The organism is Allobosea sp. P1_B10 (assembly GCF_056406735.1).
In genome coordinates this window covers 443,162-466,623 of the sequence record NZ_JBFTZP010000004.1, presented here as the reverse complement: position 1 = coordinate 466,623, position 23,462 = coordinate 443,162, and the positions used below count along the sequence as shown (strand labels likewise).

The following is a 23,462-nucleotide window of genomic DNA, read 5'->3' as shown; positions in this document are numbered from 1 at the left end:
AGGCGCATCACCCACTTGCCAATGCAGTGGCGCAATTTCATGGCGGCGCTGGGCGCGAAACGCCATGCGCCGCTGGCGGACGCGGCCGGCGCCGATGCGCTATCGCTCGCTGACGGGCTGACGCTAGGTTTGTCGAGGGATCGCGTGGCGTCCGAGACGGCGCAGATTCGCGGGACGGGGCTGGAGACGCAGATGCTGGCAAATCGGGGCGATCGCGGGCCGGCGTCGCAGCGCAGATGAGCGCGCCGGGCCGTTCGACGACGTCGATCGTGATGGCTCTTGGCACGGCGCAGACCGTGTCCTGGGCATCCACCTATTACCTGCCGGGCGTGCTGGCGACGCCGATGGCGCGTGATCTCGGCATCAGCACCATGATGGTGTTCGCGCCCTTCTCGGCGGCAATGGTGGTCTCGGCCGTGGTCGGAGCCTGGGCCGGGGTGATGATCGACCGCCATGGCGGCCGCGGCATCCTGATGGCGTCCAATCTGGTGTTCGCCGCCGGGCTCATCTGCATGGCGTCGGCCCAGGGGCCGGCGATGCTCTGGCTGGGCTGGCTGATCGTCGGCTTTGGCATGGGCTTTGGCCTGTACGAGGCCGCCTTCTCGGCGCTGGCCTGCATCTTCGGCAAGGCGGCGCGCTCGCCGATCACCGGCATCACGCTGATCGCGGGCTTTGCCAGCACCGTCGGATGGCCGCTCTCGGCGCTGATCGAGGCGCGCTATGGCTGGCGCGTCAGCTGCCTCGTCTGGGCGGGGCTCCAACTGTGCCTCGCCTTGCCGTTGAATGCATGGCTTCCCGCGGGCAACCTCGCGGCCGCGCAGGCTGCGAAGGCACCGGCGATTGCTGTCGCGCAGGACGGATCGGGCCAGCCGGCGAAGGGGCGCACCCGGCTGACGATGATACTCCTCGGCTTCGTGTTCACTGTCACCTGGTTCTCGAGCACTGCGATGGCGGCCCATCTGCCGCGCCTGCTCGAAGCAGCAGGCGCAACGACGGCCGTGGCCGTCGGCGCGGGCGCGCTGATCGGCCCCGCGCAGGTGCTGGCGCGGATCTTCGAGTTCACGGTGCTGCGGCATTTCCATCCGCTGGTCTCGACGCGGCTGGCGACGCTGACGCATCCGATCGGAGCCGGTATCCTGCTCTGGTTCGGAGCCCCGGCTTCCTATCTCTTCACGGTGCTGCATGGCGCGGGCAATGGAGTCCTGACCATCGCCAAGGGCACGCTGCCGCTCGCGCTGTTCGGGCCTGCCGGCTACGGGGCGACGCAGGGGCTGATCATGGGGCCGGGACGGGCGCTTCAGGCCGCGGCGCCGCTGCTCTTCGGCTATGCGCTCGATCGCTATGGCGTCGGCGCGGTCTGGCTGACGACCGGGCTCGGATTGTCCGCCTTCCTCGCATTGCTGTTCGTCCGGGCAGGCGCGCGCCGGGACGGGGCTCACTGATGCGCGCGCTCGCGACATGCGGCATCGTCGCCGCGGCCCTTCCGCATCGCGGCGCTCTGCGCTACCTCGCAGCGCCATGACAACAGATTTCAGCTTCCACCTGCACGGAACCGACGGCGCGGCCCGCACCGGCGAGATCCGCATGCCGCGCGGCACCATCCGCACCCCCGCCTTCATGCCGGTCGGCACCGCCGCCACCGTCAAGGGAATGTATCCCGAGCAGGTCCGCGCGCTCGGCGCCGATGTCGTGCTGGGCAACACCTATCATCTGATGCTGCGCCCCGGCGCGGAGCGGGTCGCGGGGCTCGGCGGGCTCCACAAATTCATGAACTGGCCGCACCCGATCCTGACCGATTCCGGCGGGTTCCAGGTGATGTCGCTGTCGAAGCTGCGCAAGCTGACCGAGGAGGGCGTGACCTTCCAGTCGCATATCGACGGCTCCAAGCACATGCTCAGCCCCGAGCGCTCGGTCGAGATCCAGAACCTGCTCGGCTCCGACATCGTGATGCAGCTCGACGAATGCGTCTCGCTGCCCTGCGAGCACAAGGTCGCCGAGAAGGCGATGCACCTCTCGCTGCGCTGGGCCGAGCGCTGCCGCAAGGCCTTTGGCGATCCCGCCGGCCGCGCGCTGTTCGGCATCGTTCAGGGCGGCGAGGTGCCGGCCCTTCGCATAGAGAGCGCGCGCGAACTCGCGGCGATGGGCCTCAAGGGCTACGCCATCGGTGGGCTGGCGGTGGGCGAGCCGCAGGACGTCATGCTGGCGATGATCGAGACGGTCATGCCCTATATGCCCGACACCAAGCCGCGCTACCTGATGGGCGTCGGCACACCCGACGACATCATGCAGGCGGTCTCGCGCGGCGTCGACATGTTCGACTGCGTGATGCCGACGCGCGCCGGCCGCCACGGCCAGATCTTCACGCGCTTCGGCCGGATGAACCTCAAGAACGCCAAACATGCCGACGATTCCCGGCCCGTCGATCCACAATCGTCCTGCCTGGCGGCCAACGGCTATGCGCGCGCCTATCTGCACCACCTCGTCAAATCCGAGGAGATGCTGGGCAAGATGCTGCTGACCTGGATCAACCTGTCCTACTACCAGGAGCTGATGGCAGGGCTGCGTGCCGCGATCGCAGCAGGACGGCTCGCAGATTTCATAGCCGAGACCAAGGAAGGTTGGGAGCGGGGCGATACGGGCGGCGACGTGGCGTGAGCGATCCGGCTATCGTTCTTCTGCTCGCCAAGATGGCGACGGCGAGCGGCATCATCGTCGGCTGCTCACTGCTGGCCGAGCGTTCCGGGCCCGTCGCCGCCGGAATCATCGCAGCATTCCCGATTTCGATGGGCCCCGTCCTGGTCTTTCTGGCGATGGACCACGACAGCGCCTTCATCGCCGGCAGCGTTCTCGGCGTGATGACGGCCACACTGGTCCATTCCATCCTGATCCTGGTCTATGTGCTGCTCGCCCAGCGCCACAGCACCCTTGTCAGCCTCGGCTGCGCGCTGCTGGTCTGGTGCACCGTATTGACGCTCGTGCGCGCGCTCGACCTGACAGTCCTGCCGCTGGCTGCGCTGACGGTGCTGAGCTACGGCGTCTGCTATCTCGTAATCCGGCCCTATATGAAGGCTCGCCCCAGGACGCCGCCGCCGGTGCCGTGGTTCGCCATCCCGTTGCGTGCGGGCTGCGTGGCGCTGCTGGCGGGAACTGTCACGCTATTGAGCCAGACGCTGGGTCCGATGGTGTCGGGGCTGATGGCTGGCCTGCCGATCGTGCTGTCGAGCCTGATCGTCATCCTGCAGCCGCGCATCGGTGGGCCTGCGACAGCGGCGATCATCGCCTATGCGGCGCTCGGCATGGCCGGCGTCGGGCTGGCGCTGGGCGTCACGCATCTGATCGCGGTGCCGCTGGGCTCATGGGCGGCGCTCGGTATCGGCCTGGCGCTCTGCATGGGCTGGAGCCTCTCCCTCGCGCGGCTGGCGCGTCGGCCTGCGCCATGAGGCGATGAACAAGCCCCCGATGATCAGCACGAATCCCACGAGTTGAACCGGGCCGGGGATCTCACCGAGGATCGGGATCGCGAGCAGGGTTCCGGCCACCGGGATCAGGGGCGGGAAGCGGCCGACCACGGCGGCGCCCAGCACATGCGAGGCCCAGCCCCAGATCCAGAGCCCGACGATGATGTTCAGCACGCCCTGGAACAGGGCGTTCAGGCCCAGGACCCACCAGGGAGCGATATCGAAACCCCGGAAGTAGAACAGCGCGTAGAAGGGGAGGTATGCCATCGAAAGGACCGAGACGATCGCTGCGGCCTTGAGGCCATCGACCTTCCAGAGCTGGACCAGCAGCGGATAAAACCCCCACAGCACGCCGACGACGAAGAAGCAGAGGTCGCCCCGCAAGGTGCTTTCGCCCGTACCGCTTCCGCCCGCGATCGCAAGACAGGCAAGGCCGGCCACCACCGTGACGACGCCGGCGATCAGGCGCCGCGACAGCACGGCCCCGAACAGCACCACGCTTCCGGCGATGCCGATCAGGGTGACCGTGCCCGGGCCGATGGTCGCGCCGTGCGCTGCCGGAGCCATGGTAAGCCCCGTCACCATCAGATAGGTCATCGGCACGCCGCTGGTCACCGCCAGCCAGAACCCGCGCTTCCAGCCGACGCCGCCGCAACTCGCCAGTCCCGGCCGCAGGAAGATCGGCAAGAGCAGGAGGCCGGCCGTGCCGAAGCGCAGCGCCAGCAGGTCATGCTGGGTCAGGCCGTTGAGGATTGCGTAGCGGCTGAGGGAGAAATTCAGCCCGAAAAGCAGGACCGTCAGGAGCATTCCGGCGACGGCCAGCCGCCAGCGTCGGCGCTCCTTTGCGGTGGCGACGCTTGAAAGGGGGACGATCTGGTGCATGCTCAAGGGATAGCGCCGAACGCCGGCGCTGCGTTACGCGACTGGGCGCATGGCCCCCGCGCGTTGATTGCTGCAATGCAATAAAATCGAAGCCGTCGTTGGGACCGCAATTGCGCCCGGTTTCCGCCTTCGTCGCGCCCGGCGAGCCGGTTTTTCTGGTTGCGTCCACGGGAACGCAACAATGACCGAACCTCTCTCACTAGCGACTGCCGCGCGCCTGGTGCGCGGCCTTGGTAGCCAGATCGCGATGTCGGTGGCCGTTTCGGTCGGCGTTGCTGGCGTCTTCGCCGTGCCGGGGCTGCTTTTCCCGAAGAAGGAAGCGCTGGTCGTCCTGGCTCCGGTCGAGCGATCGCAGGCCAGCGCCTGGCTGGCCTCCGCTCCGGTGGAGGGGAAGATCGGCGACCGGCTGCATGCCGCATCGGTGGATGGATTGGCGTCGCCGCGCACGGGCTTGATGGCGCCGGCCGCGTTGGTGATGCCGATGTCGACAGGCTGGCCGCAGCCCGCATTCGCAGAGCCTGTCCGAGTTGCTGTGGTTCAATCTGAGAAGCCGGCGCGGGTTACACTCGCAGACGCCGCTCCCGTCCGCCGCCCCGCAGTAGCCAGCGAACGTCCGAAGCCTGCAATCGTGCCTGCCACAGCGCCCGCCAGCGCGCCCATCGCCATCGCCGCAGCGAGTGACCCCGTCGTGGAAGACGTCGAGCCGACGCTGCTCGGCAGGGTGGTCTACGCGCCGGTCATTCGCGCGACCACCCTGGTATCGAGCGCAGCCGGCATGGTCGGTTCGGCCGGCTCTTGGACCGTGTCCCAGGCCACCGGGCTGCTGCCGCGCTGGTGACGCGGCAGCACTTTGGCTGTGTGCTCAGGCGAGGGCCTTCAGGGCGTTGCGGCCGGCATAGACGGCCTGCGCGCCAAGCTCTTCCTCGATGCGAAGCAACTGGTTGTACTTCGCGGTCCGGTCTGAACGGGCCAGCGAACCGGTCTTGATCTGCCCGCAATTCGTCGCGACCGAGAGGTCGGCGATGGTCGAATCCTCGGTCTCGCCCGAGCGATGCGACATCACGGCGGTGTAGCCGGCGCGCTGTGCCATTTCGACGGCGGCGAGGGTCTCGGTCAGCGTGCCGATCTGGTTGACCTTCACGAGGATCGAGTTGGCCGTCTTCTCCTTGATGCCGCGCGACAGGCGCGTGACGTTGGTGACGAAGAGGTCGTCGCCGACGAGCTGGCACTTGGAGCCGACGAGATCGGTCAGCGCCTTCCAGCCTTCCCAGTCGTCCTCGGACATGCCGTCTTCGATCGAGACGATCGGGTAGCTGCCGACCAGCTTGGCGAGATATTTGGCCTGCGCCTTTGGATCGCGGGTTTTGCGTTCGCCTTCATAGACATAGGCGCCGTCCTTGAAGAATTCGGTTGCAGCGCAGTCGAGTGCGAGCGCGATGTCCTCGCCCGGCTTGTAGCCGGCGGCCTCGATCGCCTGCATCACGAAGTCGAGCGCCGCTTCCGCCGACTTGATGTTGGGCGCAAAGCCGCCCTCGTCGCCGACATTGGTGTTGTGGCCGGCGTCGTGCAGCTTCTTCTTGAGCGTATGGAAGATCTCCGAACCCATGCGCAGGCCTTCCGAGAAGGAGGGCGCGCCGATCGGCATGATCATGAATTCCTGGAAGTCGATCGGGTTGTCGGCATGGGCGCCGCCATTGACGATGTTCATCATCGGAACCGGCAGGACGCGGGCCGAGGTGCCGCCGACATAGCGATAGAGCGGCAGGCCGGCCGCTTCCGCCGAAGCCTTGGCGACGGCGAGCGAGACGCCCAGGATCGCGTTGGCGCCGAGGTTGCTCTTGTTGGGGGTGCCGTCGAGCGCGATCATCGCCTCGTCGATGGCGACCTGGTCCTCGGCGTCCATCGCCACCAGCTGCTCGGCGATCGCGACGTTCACGGCTTCCACGGCCTTGAGCACGCCCTTGCCGCCATAGCGGCTCTTGTCGCCGTCACGCAGCTCGACGGCCTCATGCGCGCCGGTCGAGGCGCCTGACGGCACGGCGGCGCGGCCCATGGAGCCGTCTTCGAGCACGACATCGACCTCGACGGTGGGGTTGCCACGCGAATCGAGAATCTGGCGGCCGATGATGTCGATGATCGCGGTCATGGAATGCTCCGGGGGCGGAAGAATGGGAGTGATGGCGCGGTTCTAGCCAAGCCTGCCGGCTAACGGAAGGGGCGGGTGGTGTTTGGGACGTGCTGGCGATAAAAGCCGGGTCAAAATCAGAGCCCTCATCCTGAGGAGCGCCACAGGCGCGTCTCGACGGATGCTCCAGTGGTTTCGGAACCGCTGGCAGCATCTTCGAGACGGGGCGTTCGGCTCCTCAGGATGAGGGCTCGCGGTACCCAGAGAGAGCAGACATGACCCTTGACGCCTCGACCCTTCAACTCGGCCAGAACAGCGCGCTGCCGGCGTCGCCGGAAGAGGCGCGCCTCGACCGCGTACCGAATACCAATGCCGGCACTAATTACCTCGCGCGCTTCACCTGCCCGGAGTTCACCTCGCTGTGCCCGGTCACCGGCCAGCCGGATTTCGGCATCCTCGTGATCGACTACCTGCCCGGCGACTGGCTGGTGGAATCGAAGTCGCTGAAGCTCTACCTCGCATCGTTCCGCAACCACGGCGCCTTCCATGAGGACTGCACCGTGGGCATCGGCAAGACGCTGGTCGACCTGCTGGAGCCCGAATGGTTCCGCATCGGCGGCTACTGGTATCCGCGCGGCGGCATCCCGATCGACGTGTTCTGGCAGACCGGCGAGGCTCCCAAGGGCCTCTGGGTGCCCGACCAGGGCGTCGCGCCCTATCGCGGGCGCTAAGGCCTCAGCGGCGTCGCGATCCCGCCAGTGGCAGGATGCGCGGCGCCATGATTCCGAGCAGGCCGATGCCGGCGGCAAAGAACAGGATCGCACCGCTGGTGCCCAGCAGATGCAGGGCAGTCCCCATCAGCACTGGCCCCAGCGCATGACCGCAGAACAGCGAGCAGGCGAAGAGTGACATCGCCGAGCCGCGCGCGGTCGGCGCAAGCTCGGTCGCCTGCGCCTGGAAGGTGCCGTGCATCAGGAAGAAGCCGAAGCCGTTCAGCGTGAAGAAGACCAGCGCCGTCCACCAGGGCAGGCCCGGGATGGCAAACAGCGCGTAGCCGCAGGCCATCAGCAGGCCGCCGGAAACCGTCATCATGGCCGGGCCGAGACGCTCGACGAGAATGCGCGTCAGCAGTCCGTAGAATATCCCGCCGATGCCGGTGCCGGCGATGACGAGGCCCGCAAGCGATGAGCCGATGCCGCTCCGCTCATGCAGGATGGCGGCGACAAAGGGCGGCATACCGAAGATCAGACTGCCCTCGACGATGACCAGTGCGTAGATGATTTTTGTGCGCGGATTCGAGAACACCGTCGCATAGCCTGCAACCGCGCCCTTGAAGCTGAGCGGAGGACGCTCGGCGATCGGTCGTGGCTTCAGCACGAGGATCACGAGCAGCCCCGCGAGGGCCGCGATAGCGCCGGCGACGACGAAGACGCTGCGCCAACCCCATTGCTCGGCGATCAGCCCCGAGCAGGCAGCGCCTGCCATCTGGCCGACGATCATGAGCACGGTGAACCGGCCGAGCATGACCTGGCGTTCCGCCATCGGGGCGCGGTCGCCGATGGCGGCCATCGCGATGGGGATGACACCGCCCGCGAAGATGCCGGACACGGCCCTGACCCCGCTCAGCGATTCGAACGACAGCACCGAGGCCGCGATCACCGACATCACCGCGAGCAAAGCGAGGCAGACCGATATCGTCTTCAGCTTGCCGGCCGAGTCGGCGATCGGACCGAGGAACGGCTGGCCGAGTGCATAGGAGAACGAGAAGGCCGTCGCCATGGCCGCCACCTGCACGACGGAGCGCCCGAACTCACCCGCCAGCGTCGGGACGAGCGGGTCGACCAGGCGCATGGTGAAGGTCGAGGCGAAGCCGCAGGCGCCGAGGACGAGGATGAGCGAGCGGAGCGAGGCGGGCGGTGGCGCGGCGGCCGAGCTTTCAGACATAGGTCAGCGTAGGTGTGGCCTGGGCCTTGGCAATGGCGTCGAAGCGCTGCAGCTGTGCGATCAGCGCAGGGAACTCGGCCAGCGGCACCATGTTGGGCCCGTCCGAGGGGGCATTGTCGGGGTCGGGGTGGGTCTCGATGAAGACGCCCGCGACGCCGACGGCGACCGCGGCGCGCGCCAGGACCGGCACGAATTCGCGCTGTCCGCCCGAGGACGAGCCCTTGCCACCCGGCTGCTGCACCGAATGGGTCGCGTCGAAGATCACCGGCGCGCCGATCTCTGCCATGATCGGCAGGCTGCGCATGTCGGAGACCAGCGTGTTGTAGCCGAAGGAGGCGCCGCGCTCCGTGAGCATCACATTGGGATTGCCGCTTTCGGTGATTTTCGCAGCGACGTTGACCATGTCCCAGGGCGCGAGGAACTGGCCCTTCTTGATGTTCACGACCCGGCCGGTATTGGCGGCCGCGACGAGCAGGTCGGTCTGGCGGCAGAGGAAGGCCGGGATCTGGAGGACGTCGACGACCTCTGCGAGCTGCGCGCATTGGCTCGCTTCATGCACGTCCGTCAGGACAGGCATGCCGGTGCGTTCGCGGATTTCGGCGAAGACGGGCAGAGCGGCGGCAAGCCCCATGCCGCGCTGCGCCCTGGCGCTCGTGCGGTTGGCCTTGTCGAAGGACGTCTTGAAGACGATGCCGATGCCCAGCGAGACCGAGATCTCTTTGAGTGCGAGCGCCATCTCGAGCGCATGCTCGCGGCTCTCCATCTGGCAGGGGCCTGCGATCAAAGCGAGTGGCAGGGCGTTGCCGAATCGCACCGGAGCACTGAGGTCGGCGCCGATCGTGACGATGGCATTGGCAGTCATGGGGTGCTCCCGGCAGAGAATGGCTCCCGGCCTTATGTCGGCGGGGATGGCGGGGTCAAGCAAAGCAGTGGGCTGTGGCGACAAGTTGAGCGCCGCGACAGCAATCGCACTGGCGGAGCGGCCGAGAGGCCTGTAAATTCGTCGACGAAGCACTATCTCGTGGCAAATGCAGGAACTCAGCTTGAGACTCTCAGGAGCGACGACCGGGACGACGGGACCCAGCGCAGAGCTTCGCGCAGGGCAGCCGCCGCTCGCTCAACCGTCGCCGCTTGCCATGGCCGACAAGCCCAAGCGCCCGGCACCGCCCGCCGATGGTGGTCGCGATGCAGGGACCGCGGTTCTGACCCGCACCCGGACACGCAAGCCGAATCTCTACCGCGTCCTGCTTTTGAACGACGACTACACCCCGATGGAGTTCGTCGTTCACGTTCTGGAGCGATTCTTCAACAAGGACCGCGCTGAGGCCACATTGATCATGATGCATGTGCATCAGAACGGTGTCGGCGAGTGCGGTGTCTTTACCTACGAGGTTGCCGAGACCAAGGTGACACTCGTGATGGATCTCGCGCGCAAGCACATGCACCCGCTGCAATGCGTGATGGAGAAGAAGTAGCCTTGGACGTTCTGACCCTGGATTTCTCGACCCTTCTGATTTCGGAATAGGAGCGCTAGCCGTGCCGAGTTTCTCGCGCAGTCTCGAACAGGCGCTTCACCGGGCCCTGGCGCTCGCAAATGAACGCCACCACGAATACGCCACCCTTGAGCATCTGCTGCTCGCACTGGTCGACGATCAGGATGCTGCTGCGGTGATGCGTGCCTGCAGCGTCGACCTCGACATGCTCAGGCGCAATCTCGTCGACTATATCGACGCCGAATTGACCAATCTGGTCACGGACGGCCGCGACGATTCCAAGCCCACGGCCGGCTTCCAGCGCGTGATCCAGCGTGCGGTCATTCACGTCCAGTCGTCGGGCCGTGAGGAGGTGACAGGCGCCAACGTGCTCGTGGCGATGTTCGCCGAGCGCGAGAGCCACGCCGCCTACTTCCTGCAGGAGCAGGACATGACCCGCTACGACGCGGTCAACTACATCAGCCACGGCATCGCCAAGCGCCCCGGCGCCAGCGAGCCGCGCCCGGTGCGCGGCGCGGAGGAAGAGCCCGAGCAGCAGCGCGATTCGCGCGCCGCCGACCAGGGCGGCAACGCCGACGACAAGGACAAGAAGAAGAAGGAAAGCGCGCTCGACGCCTATTGCGTCAACCTCAACCGCAAGGCGCGCGACGGCCGCATCGACCCGCTGATCGGCCGCGAAGCCGAGGTGCAGCGCACGATCCAGATCCTCTGCCGTCGGCAGAAGAACAACCCGCTCCTCGTCGGCGAGCCCGGCGTCGGCAAGACCGCCATCGCCGAAGGGCTGGCGCTGAAGATCATCCGCGGCGAGGTTCCCGAGGTGCTGGAGGATGCGACCGTGTTCTCGCTGGACATGGGCACGCTGCTCGCCGGCACGCGCTATCGCGGTGATTTCGAGGAACGCCTGAAGCAGGTGATGAAGGAGATCGAGGCGCACCCCAAGGCGATCATGTTCATCGACGAGATCCACACGGTGATCGGCGCTGGCGCGACCTCGGGCGGGGCGATGGATGCGTCCAACCTGCTCAAGCCCGCGTTGGCTTCCGGCGGGCTGCGCTGCATCGGCTCGACGACCTACAAGGAATATCGCCAGTATTTCGAGAAGGACCGGGCGCTGGTGCGCCGCTTCCAGAAGATCGACGTCAACGAGCCGTCGGTGCCGGATGCCATCGAGATCCTCAAGGGCCTGAAGCCCTATTTCGAGGAGTTCCACAAGCTCCGTTACACCAACGACGCCATCAAGGCGGCGGTGGAGTTGTCGGCGCGCTACATCCATGACCGCAAGCTTCCGGACAAGGCGATCGACGTGATCGACGAGACCGGCGCTTCGCAGATGCTCGTCGTCGAGAGCAAGCGCAAGAAGGTCATCGGCGTGAAGGAGATCGAGGCTGCGATCGCCACCATGGCGCGCATCCCGGCCAAGACCGTCTCCAAGGACGACGCCGAGGTCCTGCGCAATCTCGAGACCGAGCTGAAGCGTACCGTCTACGGCCAGGAGAAGGCGATCGAGGCTTTGTCCTCTGCGATCAAGCTTGCCCGCGCCGGCTTGCGCGACGGCGAGAAGCCGATCGGCAGCTACCTGTTCGCCGGCCCCACCGGCGTCGGCAAGACCGAGGTCGCACGCCAGCTGGCCTCGTCGCTCGGCGTCGAGCTGGTCCGCTTCGACATGTCGGAGTACATGGAGCGCCACACCGTCTCGCGGCTGATCGGTGCGCCTCCCGGCTATGTCGGCTTCGACCAGGGCGGCCTGCTGACCGACCAGATCGACCAGCATCCGCATTGCGTGCTGCTGCTCGACGAGATCGAGAAAGCCCATCCCGACCTGTTCAACATCCTGTTGCAGGTGATGGACCACGGCAAGCTGACCGACAACAATGGCAAGCAGGTCGATTTCAGGAACGTCATCCTGATCATGACCACCAATGCCGGTGCGGCCGACATGGCCCGCAACGCCTATGGCTTCACGCGCTCCAAGCGCGAGGGCGATGACACGGATGCGATCAACAAGCTGTTCGCGCCGGAATTCCGCAACCGGCTCGATGCGGTGGTCTCCTTCGGCCATCTCCCGAAGACTGTTGTGGCGCGCGTCGTCGACAAGTTCGTGCTCCAGCTCGAGGCCCAGCTTGCCGACCGCAACGTCACGATCGAGCTCTCCGACGAGGCGCGCGAATGGCTGGTCGAGAATGGCTATGACGAGGCCATGGGCGCCCGCCCGATGGCACGGCTGATCCAGCAGACGATCAAGACGCCGCTCGCCGACGAGGTGCTGTTCGGGCGCCTCAAGAATGGCGGCGCGGTCAAGGTCGTGGTCGTCCAGTCGGAGACCGGCATCAAGGTGCTCGGGCTGGAGTTCCCCGATGGGCCGGTGAAGCCGAAGCCCGAGAAGGACGTCGCCAACGCGGCCGAGAAGCGCGAGCGCAAGCCGCGCGCCAAGGCTGCGCCTGCGAAGGCCGCGACGGCAACCCCGCCGCGCCGCAGCCCCAAGGCTGGGGAGGGCGGCAAGCCCCCCGGCCCGACCGAGCCGACCAAGGCCCAGCGGCCCGTGCGCTCGGTCCCGAAAGTTCCGCTGACCAAGGCCTGATCCCGTGTTCTTCAAGCGTAAGCCAGCCAGCGCGCTGGCGCAGGGAGCCGAGGCTCCCGACCATGACCTCTCCATGCCGAAGCGCAAGCTCGGCTGGCTGGAGAAGCGTGACCGCCGCCGCCGCCGCCGCAAGGTCTTCGAGGAGGTACTGGGCTGGATCCTGGTCCCGGCCATGCTGTACCTGATCTATCTCGGGGTGAAGTCGGTTGGCGGTATCCCGAAGGAACTCGTCGATTTCGGCAACGAGCTGATCGGCATCGCGATGAAGGGTAGCCGCTAGGCCGCGCTGAACCGGAGGCGGCGACTAGGCTCGGCTCCTGCAGGGGCCGCAGGTCTGCTGCGCTCTGAGCGTTCTCGGCTTCTGCGGCCGATCCGTCTAAGAACCGCTCCAGCCGCCATCAGGCGCGCCCTGTCATCGCGCTAGAGAGCCTGAGTTCCCGGCTTGCAGATTTCATGACCGTATCGCCCGATTGGAGCTGGCAGCGCGTCGCGCTGGCTGGAATGCGCGATGCGCTGGCCTATCCCGCCTGGATCGTCTGCTTCGGGCTGGTGGGCATCGGCTCGCTGGCGCGCGATGTCGGCTATCCCGTCGACGTCGCGGTGCTCTCGACGATCCTGGTCTGGGCCGGGCCGTCGCAGGTGATCTTCTTTGCCTCCATCGCAGCGGGCGCGGCCTGGAGCGCGATCGCGATCGCGATCGGTTTCGCCTCGCTGCGCTTCCTGCCGATGACGATCGCGATCCTGCCGCTGCTGCGCCGGCCCGGACAGGGCCTGCTGATGCAGCTGCTGCTCGCCCACTACGTCGCGGTGACCGCCTGGAGCGAAGGCCTGCGGCGCCTGCCGGCGATCCCGGTGCCGCAGCGCGTGGCCTATTTCCTCGGCTTCGCAAACACCTGCATGGTGTTGAGTTCTCTGGGAACTTTCGCTGGCTACTACCTCCTCGACGAACTGCCTATCCCGCTCGCGGCAGGGCTCCTCTGCCTCACGCCGATCTTCTTTCTGGCCTGTCTGGCGGCAGGCATACGCGGCCGGGCGGATGTCGCGGCGATCGTGCTGGGGCTCGGGCTGGCGCCCATCAGCGAGCGCCTGATCGGCGGCGGCTTCGACCTGATCGTCTCGGGCGTCATCGCCGGCAGCATCGCCTTCGCCATCGGCAGCAAGCGGAAGCGCGCGGCATGACGCAACCGATCGCCTGGCTCGACGGCCCGCTCTGGCCCTATCTCGCTCTGCTGCTGTTCGCCTTCCTGCCGACCGAGATCTGGCGCTGGCTCGCCGTTGCCTTCGCACGGCGCATCGATGCGGATTCGCCGGTGCTGGACTGGGTCAGGGCGGTCGCCACTGCCCTGCTGGCCGGTGTCGTCGCCAAGCTGATCATCACGCCGCCGGGCGCGCTTGCCGCAGCGCCGCTGGCGGTCCGGATCGGCGCGCTCTCGCTGACGCTGGTGATCATCCTGTCGCGGCGCAGCCTCGTCATTCCGGCAGTGCTCGCGGGCGAGGCGGCGCTGATCGCTGGCGTCTGGCTGTTCGGCTAGTTCGCGACAGGGTCCCCTTGGCCGGGGGCCGGGACATGAGTGAGCTTGTCGGGATTGCGGATGATGTAGATCGCCGCGACGCGCTCGTCCCTGATCTCCAGCGCGGTGACCTGCAGTGTGTGGCCGCGCTCCAGGCTGACATAGCCGGGCATGCCATTGACCAGGATCGGCCGGTACGTCGTGGCGGTCTCCTCCGCCCGCGTCGCCTTGCGGAAGATGCCGCTGAAGAAGCGCGCGATCTTCTCGACGCCGAGGATCGGGTTCAGCACGGAGTTGATCTTGCCGCCGCCATCGGCATGGAGCGATACGCCTTCCGCCAGCAGGGCGCGCAGGGCGCTGGCGTCGTCGCGGTGGGACGCCTCGAAAAACGCCTTCGCAAACCGCGCGCTGGCCTCGGCCGACAATGGGTTTCTGGGCGGCAGGTCTATGCGGACATGCTGCCGCGCACGGCTGGCGAGCTGGCGGCAGGCGGATTCGCTGCGCTCGAGCATGCGGGCAACCTCGCCGAACTCGATGTCGAAGATGTCATGCAGCAGGAAAGCAGCGCGCTCCAGCGGAGAGAGCCGTTCCAGCGCCAGCATCAGGGCTATGGGTGCGTCGAGGTCTTCGTCGCTGGACGGCGTGTCGGCGAGCGAGGCGACCAGCGGCTCCGGCAACCAGGCGCCGACATAGAATTCGCGGCGGCTGCGCGCGGATTTCATCTGGTCGAGGCAGAGCCGTGTCACCACCCGCGCCAGCCAGCCGCGGGGGTTGTCGATCGTGCCCGGCTTGGCGTCGTGCCAACGTAGCCAGGCGTCCTGGACGATGTCCTCGGAATCGCTGACCGACCCGAGCATGCGATAGGCGAGGCGCATCAGAAAGCGCCGTTGCGTTTCGAAGGCGTCGCTGCCGGTTGCCGCCTCGCCTGGCATGTCAGGCCGCCGCTACGGCCGGGGTGCGCCGGCGATCCTGCGGATGGCGCGTCTGGAAGCCGGCATTGATGCGGTTCCAGAGGTTGATGGTCCCGATCGCGACCGAGAGCTCGACGCACTCGGCCTCGCTGAAATGCTGTCGCAGCTCGGCGTAGTCTGCATCGCCGGGCGCGCCGTTGGGCAAATAGGTCAGGGCTTCAGTCCAGGCCAGTGCCGCCTTCTCGCGCGGGGTATAGAGCTCGGATTCGCGCCAGGCGGTCAGCAAATAGAGCCGTGCCTCGGTCTCGCCGGCCTTGCGGGCGTCGCTGGTGTGCATGTGGAGGCAGTAGAGGCAGGAGTTGATCTGCGAAGCGCGGATCTTGACCAACTCGAGCAGGGCATGGTCGAGCCCGCTCGTCTCGACATAGCCGGACAGTTTCATCACGGCGTCGAAGGCCGGCTTGTTGGCCTGGAAGTGATTGAGGCGTTGGGTCATCGTCATCTCCATTGGTGTCGATGGAGACAAGACGAGCCAGCCAGGCGGGCTGTGACATCGCCCTGCTATTTTTCCAGCGCAGCCCGGATCTTCTCGGCATTGGCGGCAAGCACGTCGGGCTTTTCCATTGCGCCGGTATGGGGACGCAAGGCGATGCCGTCATGGCGCGGCATGACGTGGACATGCAGGTGGAAGACGACCTGCCCGCCGGCGGCCTCGTTGAACTGCTGGATGGTGACGCCATCGGCATCGAAGGCGTTCTTGACCGCCTGCGCCAGCGTTTGGGTCGTCAATGCGACCGCCTTCAGGGCCTCGGCGGGTGCATCGAGGACATTGCGGCAGGCCAGCTTGGGAAGGACCAGCACATGGCCGTCGGCGCGCGGCATGATGTCCATGATCGCGATCGTGTCGGCGTCCTCATAGACCTTGTGGGAGGGCAACTCCCCCCGCAGGATCTTTCCGAAGACATTGTCGGGATCATAAGCTGTCATGGCAGTGGTGTCCGTCTGAAGGGTCAGGCCTCGCCACCCTTGCGGAACGGGCTTTCCGCCGCAAGGGCCTCCTGGGCCTGATCGATCTGTGCGCGCTCGTGCACGAGGTAATTCGCCACCGCGCGGCGCAGGCCTGGGTCGGCGAGATGATGCAGCGAGCGCGTGATCACCGGGCGATAGCCGCGCGCCAGCTTGTGCTCGCCCTGCGCGCCGGCCTCGACGCGGACGAGCTTGTGGGCGATCGCGTAGTCGATGGCCTGGTGGTAGCAGAGCTCGAAATGCAGGAAGGGGTGGTCCTCGATGCAGCCCCAGTTGCGGCCATAGAGCGTGTTGGCGCCGCGAAAATTGATCGCGCCGGCGATATAGCGGCCGGCGCGCCTGGCCATCACCAGCACGATACGCTCGCCCATCGCCGCGCCAACGGCCGAGAAGAAGGCGCGGTTCAGATAGGGGCGCCCCCATTTGCGGGCGCCGGTGTCCTCATAGAAGGAATGAAAGTCGTCCCAGACGCTTTCCGTGAGGTCCGGGCCCGACAAAACCTCGACCGTGATGTCATGCGACAGGGCCTCGCGGCGCTCGCGCTTCAGCGCCTTGCGCTTGCGCGAGGCGAGCGTGGCGAGAAAATCGTCGTAGGAGCCAAAGCCTTCGTTGTGCCAATGGAACTGGAGGTCGTGACGCTCGATGTAGCCGGCCTCGATCAGGGCGGACGCATCGGGGTCCTGCACGAAGGTGACATGCACCGAGGAGGCCTCGGTCTGGTCGCGTAGCGCCTCGAGCCCGCCAATCAGGCCGGCGCGGGCCTCGTCGGCGCGCAGACCTTCAGCGACAAGGAGCCTGGGGCCGGTCGCCGGTGTGAAGGGGGCCGCGACCTGGAGCTTGGGATAGTAGCGCCCGCCGGCGCGCTCATAGGCATCGGCCCAGCTGTGGTCGAAGACGTATTCGCCCTGGCTGTGGCTCTTGAGGAAACTCGGCGCGGCGGCGATCAGGGCGCCGTCCGCATCCTCGACAAGGAGATAGGCCGGCGACCAGCCGGTGCGGCCACCGATGCAGCCGCTTTCTTCAAGCGCCCGCAGAAAGGCGTGCGAGACGAAGGGGTTGTCGAGATCCGTTGCCATGCCGGAATCGGCTTGGTCGATGCCAGTATCAGGCGCGGTCGAAGCCAGGGCCGCGTGCAGGGCGTGGGGGTTGGCACAGGCGTTCCAATCCGCCGCCGGGACCGATGCCAGCGATGTCGCGACGCGCACTGTGAGAGCGTCGCGTCGCGTATCGCTCAAGGGAGGAAGCCCTCGAAGACCATCTGGTCGGCGTGAAGGGCTGCGCGCGCGCGCTCCTCGGGGGTGCGCACAGTCCAGCTGATCACCGGCAGCCCCAGCGCCTCGCGGCAGAGATAGGGCGCGGCGCAGGGCAGGTCGGAGACCTTCCAGGAAATGAAGTCGGGCTGGCTCTCGCCGAAATGCAGCAGGTTGGCGAGCGCGTGGCGCTGGGCCTCGTCGAGATGGGTGGTGTCGCTGTCCTGGCTGTAGTCGCTGCGGGCGACGATGCCGCGCGCGAGTTCCGGAGCCAGTTCGCGCAGGGCGGCGACGATGACGGGATCGAAGGATTTCAACACGATCGGCTGGCCGGAGTAACCCTTCAGGATCTCCGCCGTGCGCCGGGCCAGGGTCAAATCGCCGTTGAAGCGGCTCTTGATCTCGATCACCAGCGGCACGCGGCCGCCGATGGCGTCGAGGAAGCCCGGTAGCGTCGGGATGCGATCGGCGCTGCCCTTCAGGCCGATTTCGGCGAGGTTCGCAGCCGTCAGCCCCACGACGTCCCCAGTCTCGCCGGTCAGCCGGTCGAGCACGAAATCGTGAAACACCACCGCCTGGCCGTCGGCGCTGAGCTGGACGTCGCATTCGATGCCGAAGCCGTGCGCGATCGCAGCCTCCGCCGCCGAGATGCTGTTCTCGATCAGCCCGGCGGCGCGGTCATGCAGGCCGCGGTGAGCGATCGGGCGGGCGACGAGCCAGCCCAGATCGCGCTTCGGAGCCCCGCCTGGCATCAGGCGATCTCGAACATAGCCTCGACCTCGACCGCGGCATCGGCCGGGAGCTCGGCGACGCCGACGGTCGAGCGGGCATGGCGGCCCTTGTCGCCGAGCACCTCGACCATCAGGTCGGAGGCGCCGTTCATGATCGCGGGCAGGGCTGCGAAATGCGGGGTGGCGTTGATGAAGCCGCCGAGGCGCACGCAGCGCGTGATCCGGCCGAGATCGCCGCCGAGAGCGGCCTTTGCCTGGGCGAGGACGTTGATGGCGCAGAGGCGAGCCGCTTCGAGGCCGGCTTCGTTGAAGATCTCGGCGCCGAGCTTGCCCTTGTGCTTGTCGGAGAGCTTGCCGTCGAGGCCGAAGCAGATCTGGCCCGAGATCACGAGCAGGTTGCCGGTGATGACATAGGGGACATAGTTGGCCACCGGCGCGGCCGGCGCGGGCAGGGTGATGCCGAGTTCGGCGAGTTTGGTGTCGATCGCGTTCATTGGGGTCCGGCTCCATGTCGGCAGCAAGCCCCTTCATGACTGACGGTCGCGGAGCCCGCAAGCATCCGGCCATGTTCGGCGCTCAGTCCAGCCCGGCGTCCGCCCGGCTGTCGGGTCCGCGCCATCATGCCTTGTTTGCGCCATTGCCGCGTTGCACCTAGATTCGTCGAATCCCACAGCAGAACGGCAGACGTCATGAACAAGCTTGGTTTTGGTCTCGCGGGCCTTCTGGGCACCGCGACGATCCTGGCGACGGGGGCAGCGTCGGCGCAGGTGCAATCGACCGGCCGTGTCGTGCTGGCGCCGCATCGCGCTGTCTACGATCTGGTGCTCGACCCCTCCAAGCCGGCCAAGAACATCGAGGCGGCGCGCGGACGCATCGCCTTCGATTTCACGGGCGACGCCTGCGAGGGCTACGCATTGTCGTTCCGGCAGGTCACGCAGCTCAACAGCAGCGAAGGCGGCCCGCGCACGATCGACGCGCGCACGACGAGTTTCGAGGCCGGCGACGGCGCCAACTACCGCTTCAAGACCGAAAGCTCGACCGGCGGCCCGCCGGAAGTGATCGACGGCTCGGCGGAAAAAGCCGGCGTGGGCTACGAGGTCAAGCTGCGCGCGCCGAAGGTCGAGACGCATCGCGAGCCGGCCGACGCGCTGTTTCCCAATGCGCAGATGAAGGCGGTGATCGAGGCCGCGCGCGCCGGCAAGAACACCCTGAACGTGCGGCTCTATGACGGGGCCAACAGCGGCAAGGAGGTCTACGACACCCTGTCCGTGATCGGGAAGCGCATCGAGGGCAAGCCGGCCGAGACACCGCTGCAGACCGCCGCCTTCGAGAAGATGGCGCGCTGGCCGGTGACCATCTCCTATTTCAAGGTCGGCTCGGGCGAATCGACGCCCGCCTACACGATCTCGTTCGAGCTCTACGAGAACGGCGTCACCGGCGCGGTGAAGCTCGACTATGGCGCGTTCGCCCTGCGCGGCACGCTCACGCGTCTGGATCTTCTTCCGACCCAGGCTTGCGCGAAGTAGCGCCGGCTTCCTGACGGCGTTGGGGCAGGCGCAGGCTGAGTCCCTTGCCGATCGCGGTATCGCCGAAGCGCGCCCGCAGCTTGTCGAGCGCGCCCTCCATTGCCTTGAGCCGCGGGGTCGCGATATCGGCGAGGTCGCCATGGTCGGCATCCTCAGGCGCGCTGAAGTCGCTCGCCCCGATGCCGATCAGCCGGTATCGGCGGCCATTGCATTCACGCTTCAGGAGCTCGCGGCCGGCGGCGAAAAGGCGCGCGGCAAGTTGCGTCGGCTCAGGCAGGCGGCTGGCGCGGGTAATCGACTGGAAGTCCGTGCCCTTCAGTTTCAGGGTGATGGTTCGCCCTGCAAGCTGCTGATCCTTGAGTCTTTTCGAAGTCTTCTCGCACAGGCGCCAGAGCACGGGTTCGAGTGCGTCGAACTCGGCGAGGTCGATGTCGAGCGTGGTCTCGCTGGAGACGCTCTTGGTCTCGTGGTCGGGCGTGACCTTGCGCTCGTCGATGCCGTTGGCGAGCTTCTGCAAGCGTGGCCCATCTTTGCCCGCGAGGCGAAAGAGCCTCTCGACGGGGGCATCCCGGAGGTCCCCGATCAGGCGGAAGCCGGCCTCCGCGAGTTTTGCGGCGCTGGCCTGGCCGACGCCCGGGATCAGCCCGACCGGCTTGCCGGCGAGGAAGGCCACCGCCTCGGCCCGCCCGATGATCGAGAAGCCGCGCGGCTTGTCCATGTCGGAGGCGACCTTGGCCAGGAATTTCGCATAGGACAGGCCGATCGAGACGGTGATGCCGATCTCTGTCTCGATGCGCCGCTGGAACCGCGCCAGGATCAATGCCGGGCTGGCGTGATGCAGCAGTTCCGTGCCCGACAGGTCGAGGAAGGCCTCGTCGATCGACAAGGGCTCGACCAGGGGCGTGAGCTCCTGCATCAGCCGCCTGACCTGCCGCCCGACGGCGACATATTTCGCCATATCGGGCTTGACCACGACGGCCTCGGGACAGGCCTTCAGCGCCTTGAACATCGGCATGGCCGAGCGCACGCCATAGGTCCGGGCGATGTAGCAGCAGGTCGACACGACGCCGCGCTTGCCGCCGCCGATGATGACAGGCTTGTCGAGCAGGCTCGGGTCGTCGCGCTTCTCGATGGCGGCATAGAAGGCGTCGCAGTCGATATGGGCGAGGCTGAGGGTATCGCGCTCGCGGTGCCGCAGCAGGCGTGGCGAGCCGCAGGCCCGGCAGCGGCGGAGCCCCGCTGCCGCGTCATCATGGTCCGCCAGGCAATCGCGGCAGAGGGTGCGCTGCATCGGGGCAACGCCGGGCGTGGTCACGGCATGTCGCTCGGCGGCGGGCCGGAGAGGGCGGCGCGGGCCTGTGCGATTATTTCCGGATTCAGGCTTAAGTTTCCGGCAAACTCAAGCAGCAGCGAATCGTTGCCGGCGATGTGGTCGAGGACGGCGGCGAGGAAGCCGGGCTCCTGTGCCGCGGCGCGCAGGGTGGCGGGTCCAAGCCCGGTTGCGGCGAGAAAAGGCTCCAGCCGTTCGGGTTCTGCAGCGAGGAAGCCTAGCGCTCGAAGTGCCAGGGCCTCCGCGTCATCGGCGTTGAATCGTTTTTGCATTTGTTTTGCCTTCCGGGGCGAGGTGCCGGCGAATCGCGGTTCGAGTTTGCGTTTCGTCAACAGCTCGCATGCTAGCTTGCTGATTGAAACGAGGCTGCCAGCTTGGACTTGGTGGGATCAAGCCTTCCTGTGTCCGTGGCGCGAATGAAGGGCGGCATCATGAAAACTGTTCTGATCGTCGAGGACAACGAGCTCAACATGAAGCTCTTCAACGATCTTCTCGAGGCGCATGGCTACGCCACCTTGAAGACCGCCGATGGAATCGAGGCCATCGAGCTGGCGCGGACCCACCATCCCGACCTGATTCTCATGGACATCCAGCTGCCGGAGGTTTCCGGGCTGGAGGTCACGAAATGGATCAAGGAAGACGACACCCTAAAATCCATTCCCGTCATCGCTGTCACGGCCTTCGCTATGAAGGGCGACGAGGAGCGGATCCGCGAGGGGGGCTGCGAGGCCTATCTTTCGAAACCGATCTCGGTGGCCAAGTTCCTCGAGACGGTCCGCGCCTACGCTGGCGCCGCCTGATCCTCCGAAAGCAGGTCCATGTCAGCGCGCATTCTCGTCGTCGACGACATCATCACTAATGTGAAGCTGCTGGAAGCGAAGCTTTCGGCGGAGTATTTCGATGTCGTGACGGCCCTGACCGGGGCCGATGCGCTTGCGATCTGCGAGCGCGGGGAAGCCGATATCGTCCTCCTCGACGTGATGATGCCCGGCATGGACGGCTTCGAGGTCTGCCGTCGCCTGAAGAACGGCGCAACCACCGCGCATATCCCGGTGGTGATGGTGACCGCGCTCGACCAGCCCAGCGATCGGCTCAAGGGGCTCGATGCCGGCGCCGACGACTTCCTGACCAAGCCGCTGGACGACACCGCCCTGTTCGCACGCGTGCGCAGCCTGGCGCGGCTGAAGTCGATGACGGACGAACTGCGCAACCGCGCAATGGCGTCGCGCCGCCTGGGCATCGCCGACCCGCTGGCCGCCGCCGCGACCGAGACCGGGCTCAATGGCCGCATCCTGGTGATCGAGGATCGCCCGACCGTCACCGACCGGCTTCTGACGGCGCTCTCGGCGTTCCATGTCGTCGAGGTCGAGGCCGATCCGCACCAGGCGCTGATGAGGGCAGCTGAAGGTGACTTCGACAGCGTCCTGATCAGCCTTGACCTGAAGGACTATGACGGCCTGCGCCTGTGCAGCCAGTTGCGTTCGCTCGAGCGGACCCGCAACGTCTCCGTGCTCCTGCTCGGCGAGGCCGAGGATCGCACGCGGATCCTGCGCGGGCTCGAGATCGGGGCGCATGACTTCCTGATCCGTCCGGTCGACCGCAATGAATTGCTGGCCCGGGTGCGCACCCAGGTTCGCCGCAAGCGCTTCACGGAAAGGCTTCGCGAAAGCGTGCAGTCGTCCATGGAAATGGCGGTGATGGACCAGCTGACGGGCCTGTATAACCGTCGCTACATGGACAGCCGCATGGGCGCGATGTTCAACGAATCGGCGTTGCGGGCACGCTCGCTGGCGCTGCTTGTGCTCGATGTCGACCACTTCAAGATGGTCAATGACAGCTGGGGCCATGATGCCGGCGACGAGGTTCTGCGGGAGTTCGCCGACCGTGTGCGCGCCTGCACGCGCGGCATCGATCTCGTAGCCCGCATGGGCGGGGAGGAGGTCGTGGTCGTGCTGCCAGACACCACCCTCGACGCAGCCTTCGCTGTGGCCGAGCGCATTCGCCAGCGCGTCGATTCCGAGGCCTTCGCGATCCACCGCAACACGCGCACGATCCCGGTGACGGTCTCGATCGGCGTCGCGAGCCGCCGAGCGGGCGATGAATCGCCGGCCGACATGATGAAGCGTGCAGACGATGCGCTTTATCGGGCAAAGGCTGCAGGCCGCAATCGGGTGATCGTCGCGACAGCGGCCTGACGGATCGGCGCCTTAATCTTAGCAGGTAGGGTTAACGCACTGACGGATATGGTGAATCAATCGTTTACGGTTGATTCGCAAGTTTACGCCTGTAGGGTCCCGTCTAACGCAGCGGCACAGCGCCGCTCTCAGACGCCCCTCGGGTGCTCAGGTCCGCCGCATCTCCTGGGAAACCGGAGGGCTGGACCGGTCGGTGACGGATATTCTGGCCTCCTCAGAACCGTCGCCGGCCGGTCACCCTCTCGGGGCAAGCCGCGCTACGGGAAGTAGTGCGAGTACAGCGTCGGCAGGCCGTAGCCGAGGCCGGCGAACGCAGCCAGCAACCCGACAAGCATCAGCACGGCGCGAACGCGGCTGAGTGCAAAGCGAGACGAATCGGCTTCCACCATCAGCTTCAGGAACCGACGCAGCGGGCCATGGCCGGGCGCGTGGGTCTGGGCAGGCTCGTCGCCACTGTTCAAGCGAGATCCTCGTGCAGAGGAGGGCAGGGAGAGGCTGTGTT

Annotated in this window: 27 protein-coding genes; 14 read left to right on the top strand and 13 right to left on the bottom strand. The window is 66.7% G+C overall.

The genetic code is table 11. The annotated features are described in order from the left end of the window. Positions 1–39: 39 nt before the first annotated feature. From AC1D2L_RS12860 to AC1D2L_RS12845, 4 genes are all read left to right on the top strand, one after another. A complete protein-coding gene (locus AC1D2L_RS12860; RefSeq protein WP_476846253.1) occupies positions 40–240 on the top strand; it encodes a hypothetical protein in 201 nt (66 codons plus the stop codon). Further along, entirely contained in the window at positions 237–1,442 is a 1,206-nt protein-coding gene (locus AC1D2L_RS12855; RefSeq protein WP_476846252.1) for an MFS transporter, read from the top strand. Before AC1D2L_RS12860 ends, AC1D2L_RS12855 begins: the two co-directional genes overlap by 4 nt. Positions 1,443–1,518: 76 nt before the next feature. After that, a complete protein-coding gene (gene tgt / locus AC1D2L_RS12850) occupies positions 1,519–2,655 on the top strand; it encodes a tRNA guanosine(34) transglycosylase Tgt (protein WP_476846251.1) in 1,137 nt (378 codons plus the stop codon). Continuing rightward, positions 2,652–3,440: a hypothetical protein gene (locus AC1D2L_RS12845; RefSeq protein ID WP_476846250.1), complete on the top strand. Its 789-nt coding sequence runs from the start codon at positions 2,652–2,654 to the stop codon at positions 3,438–3,440. Before tgt ends, AC1D2L_RS12845 begins: the two co-directional genes overlap by 4 nt. Here AC1D2L_RS12845 and AC1D2L_RS12840 read toward each other — a convergent pair. Then, on the bottom strand, positions 3,354–4,340 hold the full coding sequence (locus AC1D2L_RS12840) for a DMT family transporter (RefSeq protein WP_476846278.1): 987 nt from the start codon (positions 4,338–4,340) through the stop codon (positions 3,354–3,356). The genes AC1D2L_RS12845 and AC1D2L_RS12840 overlap by 87 nt on opposite strands. Before the next feature lie 181 nt (positions 4,341–4,521). On the opposite strand from AC1D2L_RS12840, the gene AC1D2L_RS12835 reads away from it, so the two are divergent. Then, positions 4,522–5,178: a hypothetical protein gene (locus AC1D2L_RS12835; protein ID WP_476846249.1), complete on the top strand. Its 657-nt coding sequence runs from the start codon at positions 4,522–4,524 to the stop codon at positions 5,176–5,178. A gap of 24 nt (positions 5,179–5,202) precedes the next feature. Here the strand turns inward: AC1D2L_RS12835 and eno are convergent, their stop codons facing one another. Next, on the bottom strand, positions 5,203–6,486 hold the full coding sequence (gene eno / locus AC1D2L_RS12830) for a phosphopyruvate hydratase (protein ID WP_476846248.1): 1,284 nt from the start codon (positions 6,484–6,486) through the stop codon (positions 5,203–5,205). Between the two features lie 254 nt (positions 6,487–6,740). Between eno and queF the strand changes: the two genes are divergently transcribed. Next, positions 6,741–7,196, top strand: coding sequence for a preQ(1) synthase (gene queF / locus AC1D2L_RS12825; RefSeq protein ID WP_476846247.1), 456 nt, complete (start codon positions 6,741–6,743; stop codon positions 7,194–7,196). A 4-nt stretch (positions 7,197–7,200) separates the two neighbouring features. On the opposite strand, the gene AC1D2L_RS12820 is transcribed toward queF, so the two are convergent. Then, complete coding sequence (locus tag AC1D2L_RS12820; RefSeq protein ID WP_476846246.1) at positions 7,201–8,409, bottom strand: MFS transporter; 1,209 nt, start codon at positions 8,407–8,409, stop codon at positions 7,201–7,203. Continuing rightward, the gene (gene kdsA / locus AC1D2L_RS12815; RefSeq protein ID WP_476846245.1) at positions 8,402–9,271 is read right to left on the bottom strand and encodes a 3-deoxy-8-phosphooctulonate synthase; all 870 of its coding nucleotides are present in this window, start codon (positions 9,269–9,271) and stop codon (positions 8,402–8,404) included. The genes AC1D2L_RS12820 and kdsA overlap by 8 nt, the downstream gene beginning before the upstream one ends. Before the next feature lie 274 nt (positions 9,272–9,545). On the opposite strand from kdsA, the gene clpS reads away from it, so the two are divergent. From clpS to AC1D2L_RS12790, 5 genes are all read left to right on the top strand, one after another. Further along, positions 9,546–9,884: an ATP-dependent Clp protease adapter ClpS gene (clpS, locus tag AC1D2L_RS12810; protein ID WP_476846277.1), complete on the top strand. Its 339-nt coding sequence runs from the start codon at positions 9,546–9,548 to the stop codon at positions 9,882–9,884. 61 nt (positions 9,885–9,945) lie between these two features. Beyond that, entirely contained in the window at positions 9,946–12,480 is a 2,535-nt protein-coding gene (gene clpA, locus AC1D2L_RS12805; protein ID WP_476846244.1) for an ATP-dependent Clp protease ATP-binding subunit ClpA, read from the top strand. A 4-nt stretch (positions 12,481–12,484) separates the two neighbouring features. Continuing rightward, entirely contained in the window at positions 12,485–12,760 is a 276-nt protein-coding gene (locus AC1D2L_RS12800) for a hypothetical protein (protein WP_476846243.1), read from the top strand. 173 nt (positions 12,761–12,933) lie between these two features. Then, a complete protein-coding gene (locus AC1D2L_RS12795; protein ID WP_476846242.1) occupies positions 12,934–13,659 on the top strand; it encodes an AzlC family ABC transporter permease in 726 nt (241 codons plus the stop codon). Then, a complete protein-coding gene (locus tag AC1D2L_RS12790; RefSeq protein ID WP_476846241.1) occupies positions 13,656–14,012 on the top strand; it encodes an AzlD domain-containing protein in 357 nt (118 codons plus the stop codon). Before AC1D2L_RS12795 ends, AC1D2L_RS12790 begins: the two co-directional genes overlap by 4 nt. Here AC1D2L_RS12790 and AC1D2L_RS12785 read toward each other — a convergent pair. The 6 genes from AC1D2L_RS12785 to AC1D2L_RS12760 all read right to left on the bottom strand — a co-directional run bounded on the left by AC1D2L_RS12785 (position 14,009) and on the right by AC1D2L_RS12760 (position 18,403). Beyond that, positions 14,009–14,923, bottom strand: coding sequence for a sigma-70 family RNA polymerase sigma factor (locus AC1D2L_RS12785; RefSeq protein WP_476846240.1), 915 nt, complete (start codon positions 14,921–14,923; stop codon positions 14,009–14,011). The two genes, AC1D2L_RS12790 and AC1D2L_RS12785, sit on opposite strands and share 4 nt — an antisense overlap. A 1-nt stretch (position 14,924) precedes the next feature. After that, on the bottom strand, positions 14,925–15,398 hold the full coding sequence (locus AC1D2L_RS12780; RefSeq protein ID WP_476846239.1) for a carboxymuconolactone decarboxylase family protein: 474 nt from the start codon (positions 15,396–15,398) through the stop codon (positions 14,925–14,927). Positions 15,399–15,463: 65 nt separating this feature from the next. Then, the gene (locus tag AC1D2L_RS12775; RefSeq protein ID WP_476846238.1) at positions 15,464–15,889 is read right to left on the bottom strand and encodes an HIT family protein; all 426 of its coding nucleotides are present in this window, start codon (positions 15,887–15,889) and stop codon (positions 15,464–15,466) included. Positions 15,890–15,912: 23 nt separating this feature from the next. Next, positions 15,913–17,163, bottom strand: coding sequence for a GNAT family N-acetyltransferase (locus AC1D2L_RS12770; protein ID WP_476846237.1), 1,251 nt, complete (start codon positions 17,161–17,163; stop codon positions 15,913–15,915). Then, positions 17,160–17,930, bottom strand: a complete 771-nt coding sequence (locus AC1D2L_RS12765) for a glycerophosphodiester phosphodiesterase family protein (RefSeq protein ID WP_476846236.1) — start codon at positions 17,928–17,930, stop codon at positions 17,160–17,162. The genes AC1D2L_RS12770 and AC1D2L_RS12765 overlap by 4 nt, the downstream gene beginning before the upstream one ends. Then, positions 17,930–18,403: a RidA family protein gene (locus AC1D2L_RS12760; protein ID WP_476846235.1), complete on the bottom strand. Its 474-nt coding sequence runs from the start codon at positions 18,401–18,403 to the stop codon at positions 17,930–17,932. The genes AC1D2L_RS12765 and AC1D2L_RS12760 overlap by 1 nt, the downstream gene beginning before the upstream one ends. A 195-nt stretch (positions 18,404–18,598) precedes the next feature. Here AC1D2L_RS12760 and AC1D2L_RS12755 point away from each other — a divergent pair, with 195 nt between their 5' ends. Further along, positions 18,599–19,435 (top strand): cell envelope integrity EipB family protein, encoded by an 837-nt coding sequence (locus tag AC1D2L_RS12755; protein WP_476846234.1) that lies wholly within the window; start codon positions 18,599–18,601, stop codon positions 19,433–19,435. Here AC1D2L_RS12755 and AC1D2L_RS12750 read toward each other — a convergent pair. Next, positions 19,392–20,726 (bottom strand): DNA polymerase IV, encoded by a 1,335-nt coding sequence (locus AC1D2L_RS12750; RefSeq protein ID WP_476846276.1) that lies wholly within the window; start codon positions 20,724–20,726, stop codon positions 19,392–19,394. The genes AC1D2L_RS12755 and AC1D2L_RS12750 overlap by 44 nt on opposite strands. A 20-nt stretch (positions 20,727–20,746) precedes the next feature. Then, positions 20,747–21,097 carry a DUF3572 domain-containing protein gene (locus AC1D2L_RS12745; protein ID WP_476846233.1) on the bottom strand — a complete coding sequence of 117 codons (351 nt, stop codon included), beginning with the start codon at positions 21,095–21,097 and terminating at the stop codon, positions 20,747–20,749. A gap of 96 nt (positions 21,098–21,193) precedes the next feature. On the opposite strand from AC1D2L_RS12745, the gene AC1D2L_RS12740 reads away from it, so the two are divergent. Continuing rightward, the gene (locus AC1D2L_RS12740; protein WP_476846275.1) at positions 21,194–21,565 is read left to right on the top strand and encodes a response regulator; all 372 of its coding nucleotides are present in this window, start codon (positions 21,194–21,196) and stop codon (positions 21,563–21,565) included. 18 nt (positions 21,566–21,583) lie between these two features. Next, positions 21,584–22,960: a PleD family two-component system response regulator gene (locus AC1D2L_RS12735; RefSeq protein WP_476846232.1), complete on the top strand. Its 1,377-nt coding sequence runs from the start codon at positions 21,584–21,586 to the stop codon at positions 22,958–22,960. A gap of 257 nt (positions 22,961–23,217) precedes the next feature. Here the strand turns inward: AC1D2L_RS12735 and AC1D2L_RS12730 are convergent, their stop codons facing one another. Then, entirely contained in the window at positions 23,218–23,421 is a 204-nt protein-coding gene (locus AC1D2L_RS12730; RefSeq protein WP_476846231.1) for a hypothetical protein, read from the bottom strand. Positions 23,422–23,462 lie beyond the last annotated feature (41 nt).

Coding starts and splice junctions, on each gene's coding strand:
- AC1D2L_RS12860 (WP_476846253.1), top strand. CDS start 40: ATGGCGGCGCTGGGCGCGAAACGCCATGCGCCGCTGGCGGACGCGGCC.
- AC1D2L_RS12855 (WP_476846252.1), top strand. CDS start 237: ATGAGCGCGCCGGGCCGTTCGACGACGTCGATCGTGATGGCTCTTGGC.
- tgt (WP_476846251.1), top strand. CDS start 1,519: ATGACAACAGATTTCAGCTTCCACCTGCACGGAACCGACGGCGCGGCC.
- AC1D2L_RS12840 (WP_476846278.1), bottom strand. CDS start 4,340: ATGCACCAGATCGTCCCCCTTTCAAGCGTCGCCACCGCAAAGGAGCGC.
- AC1D2L_RS12835 (WP_476846249.1), top strand. CDS start 4,522: ATGACCGAACCTCTCTCACTAGCGACTGCCGCGCGCCTGGTGCGCGGC.
- eno (WP_476846248.1), bottom strand. CDS start 6,486: ATGACCGCGATCATCGACATCATCGGCCGCCAGATTCTCGATTCGCGT.
- queF (WP_476846247.1), top strand. CDS start 6,741: ATGACCCTTGACGCCTCGACCCTTCAACTCGGCCAGAACAGCGCGCTG.
- AC1D2L_RS12820 (WP_476846246.1), bottom strand. CDS start 8,409: ATGTCTGAAAGCTCGGCCGCCGCGCCACCGCCCGCCTCGCTCCGCTCG.
- kdsA (WP_476846245.1), bottom strand. CDS start 9,271: ATGACTGCCAATGCCATCGTCACGATCGGCGCCGACCTCAGTGCTCCG.
- clpS (WP_476846277.1), top strand. CDS start 9,546: ATGGCCGACAAGCCCAAGCGCCCGGCACCGCCCGCCGATGGTGGTCGC.
- AC1D2L_RS12795 (WP_476846242.1), top strand. CDS start 12,934: ATGACCGTATCGCCCGATTGGAGCTGGCAGCGCGTCGCGCTGGCTGGA.
- AC1D2L_RS12790 (WP_476846241.1), top strand. CDS start 13,656: ATGACGCAACCGATCGCCTGGCTCGACGGCCCGCTCTGGCCCTATCTC.
- AC1D2L_RS12785 (WP_476846240.1), bottom strand. CDS start 14,923: ATGCCAGGCGAGGCGGCAACCGGCAGCGACGCCTTCGAAACGCAACGG.
- AC1D2L_RS12780 (WP_476846239.1), bottom strand. CDS start 15,398: ATGACCCAACGCCTCAATCACTTCCAGGCCAACAAGCCGGCCTTCGAC.
- AC1D2L_RS12775 (WP_476846238.1), bottom strand. CDS start 15,889: ATGACAGCTTATGATCCCGACAATGTCTTCGGAAAGATCCTGCGGGGG.
- AC1D2L_RS12765 (WP_476846236.1), bottom strand. CDS start 17,930: ATGCCAGGCGGGGCTCCGAAGCGCGATCTGGGCTGGCTCGTCGCCCGC.
- AC1D2L_RS12760 (WP_476846235.1), bottom strand. CDS start 18,403: ATGAACGCGATCGACACCAAACTCGCCGAACTCGGCATCACCCTGCCC.
- AC1D2L_RS12755 (WP_476846234.1), top strand. CDS start 18,599: ATGAACAAGCTTGGTTTTGGTCTCGCGGGCCTTCTGGGCACCGCGACG.
- AC1D2L_RS12750 (WP_476846276.1), bottom strand. CDS start 20,726: ATGCAGCGCACCCTCTGCCGCGATTGCCTGGCGGACCATGATGACGCG.
- AC1D2L_RS12735 (WP_476846232.1), top strand. CDS start 21,584: ATGTCAGCGCGCATTCTCGTCGTCGACGACATCATCACTAATGTGAAG.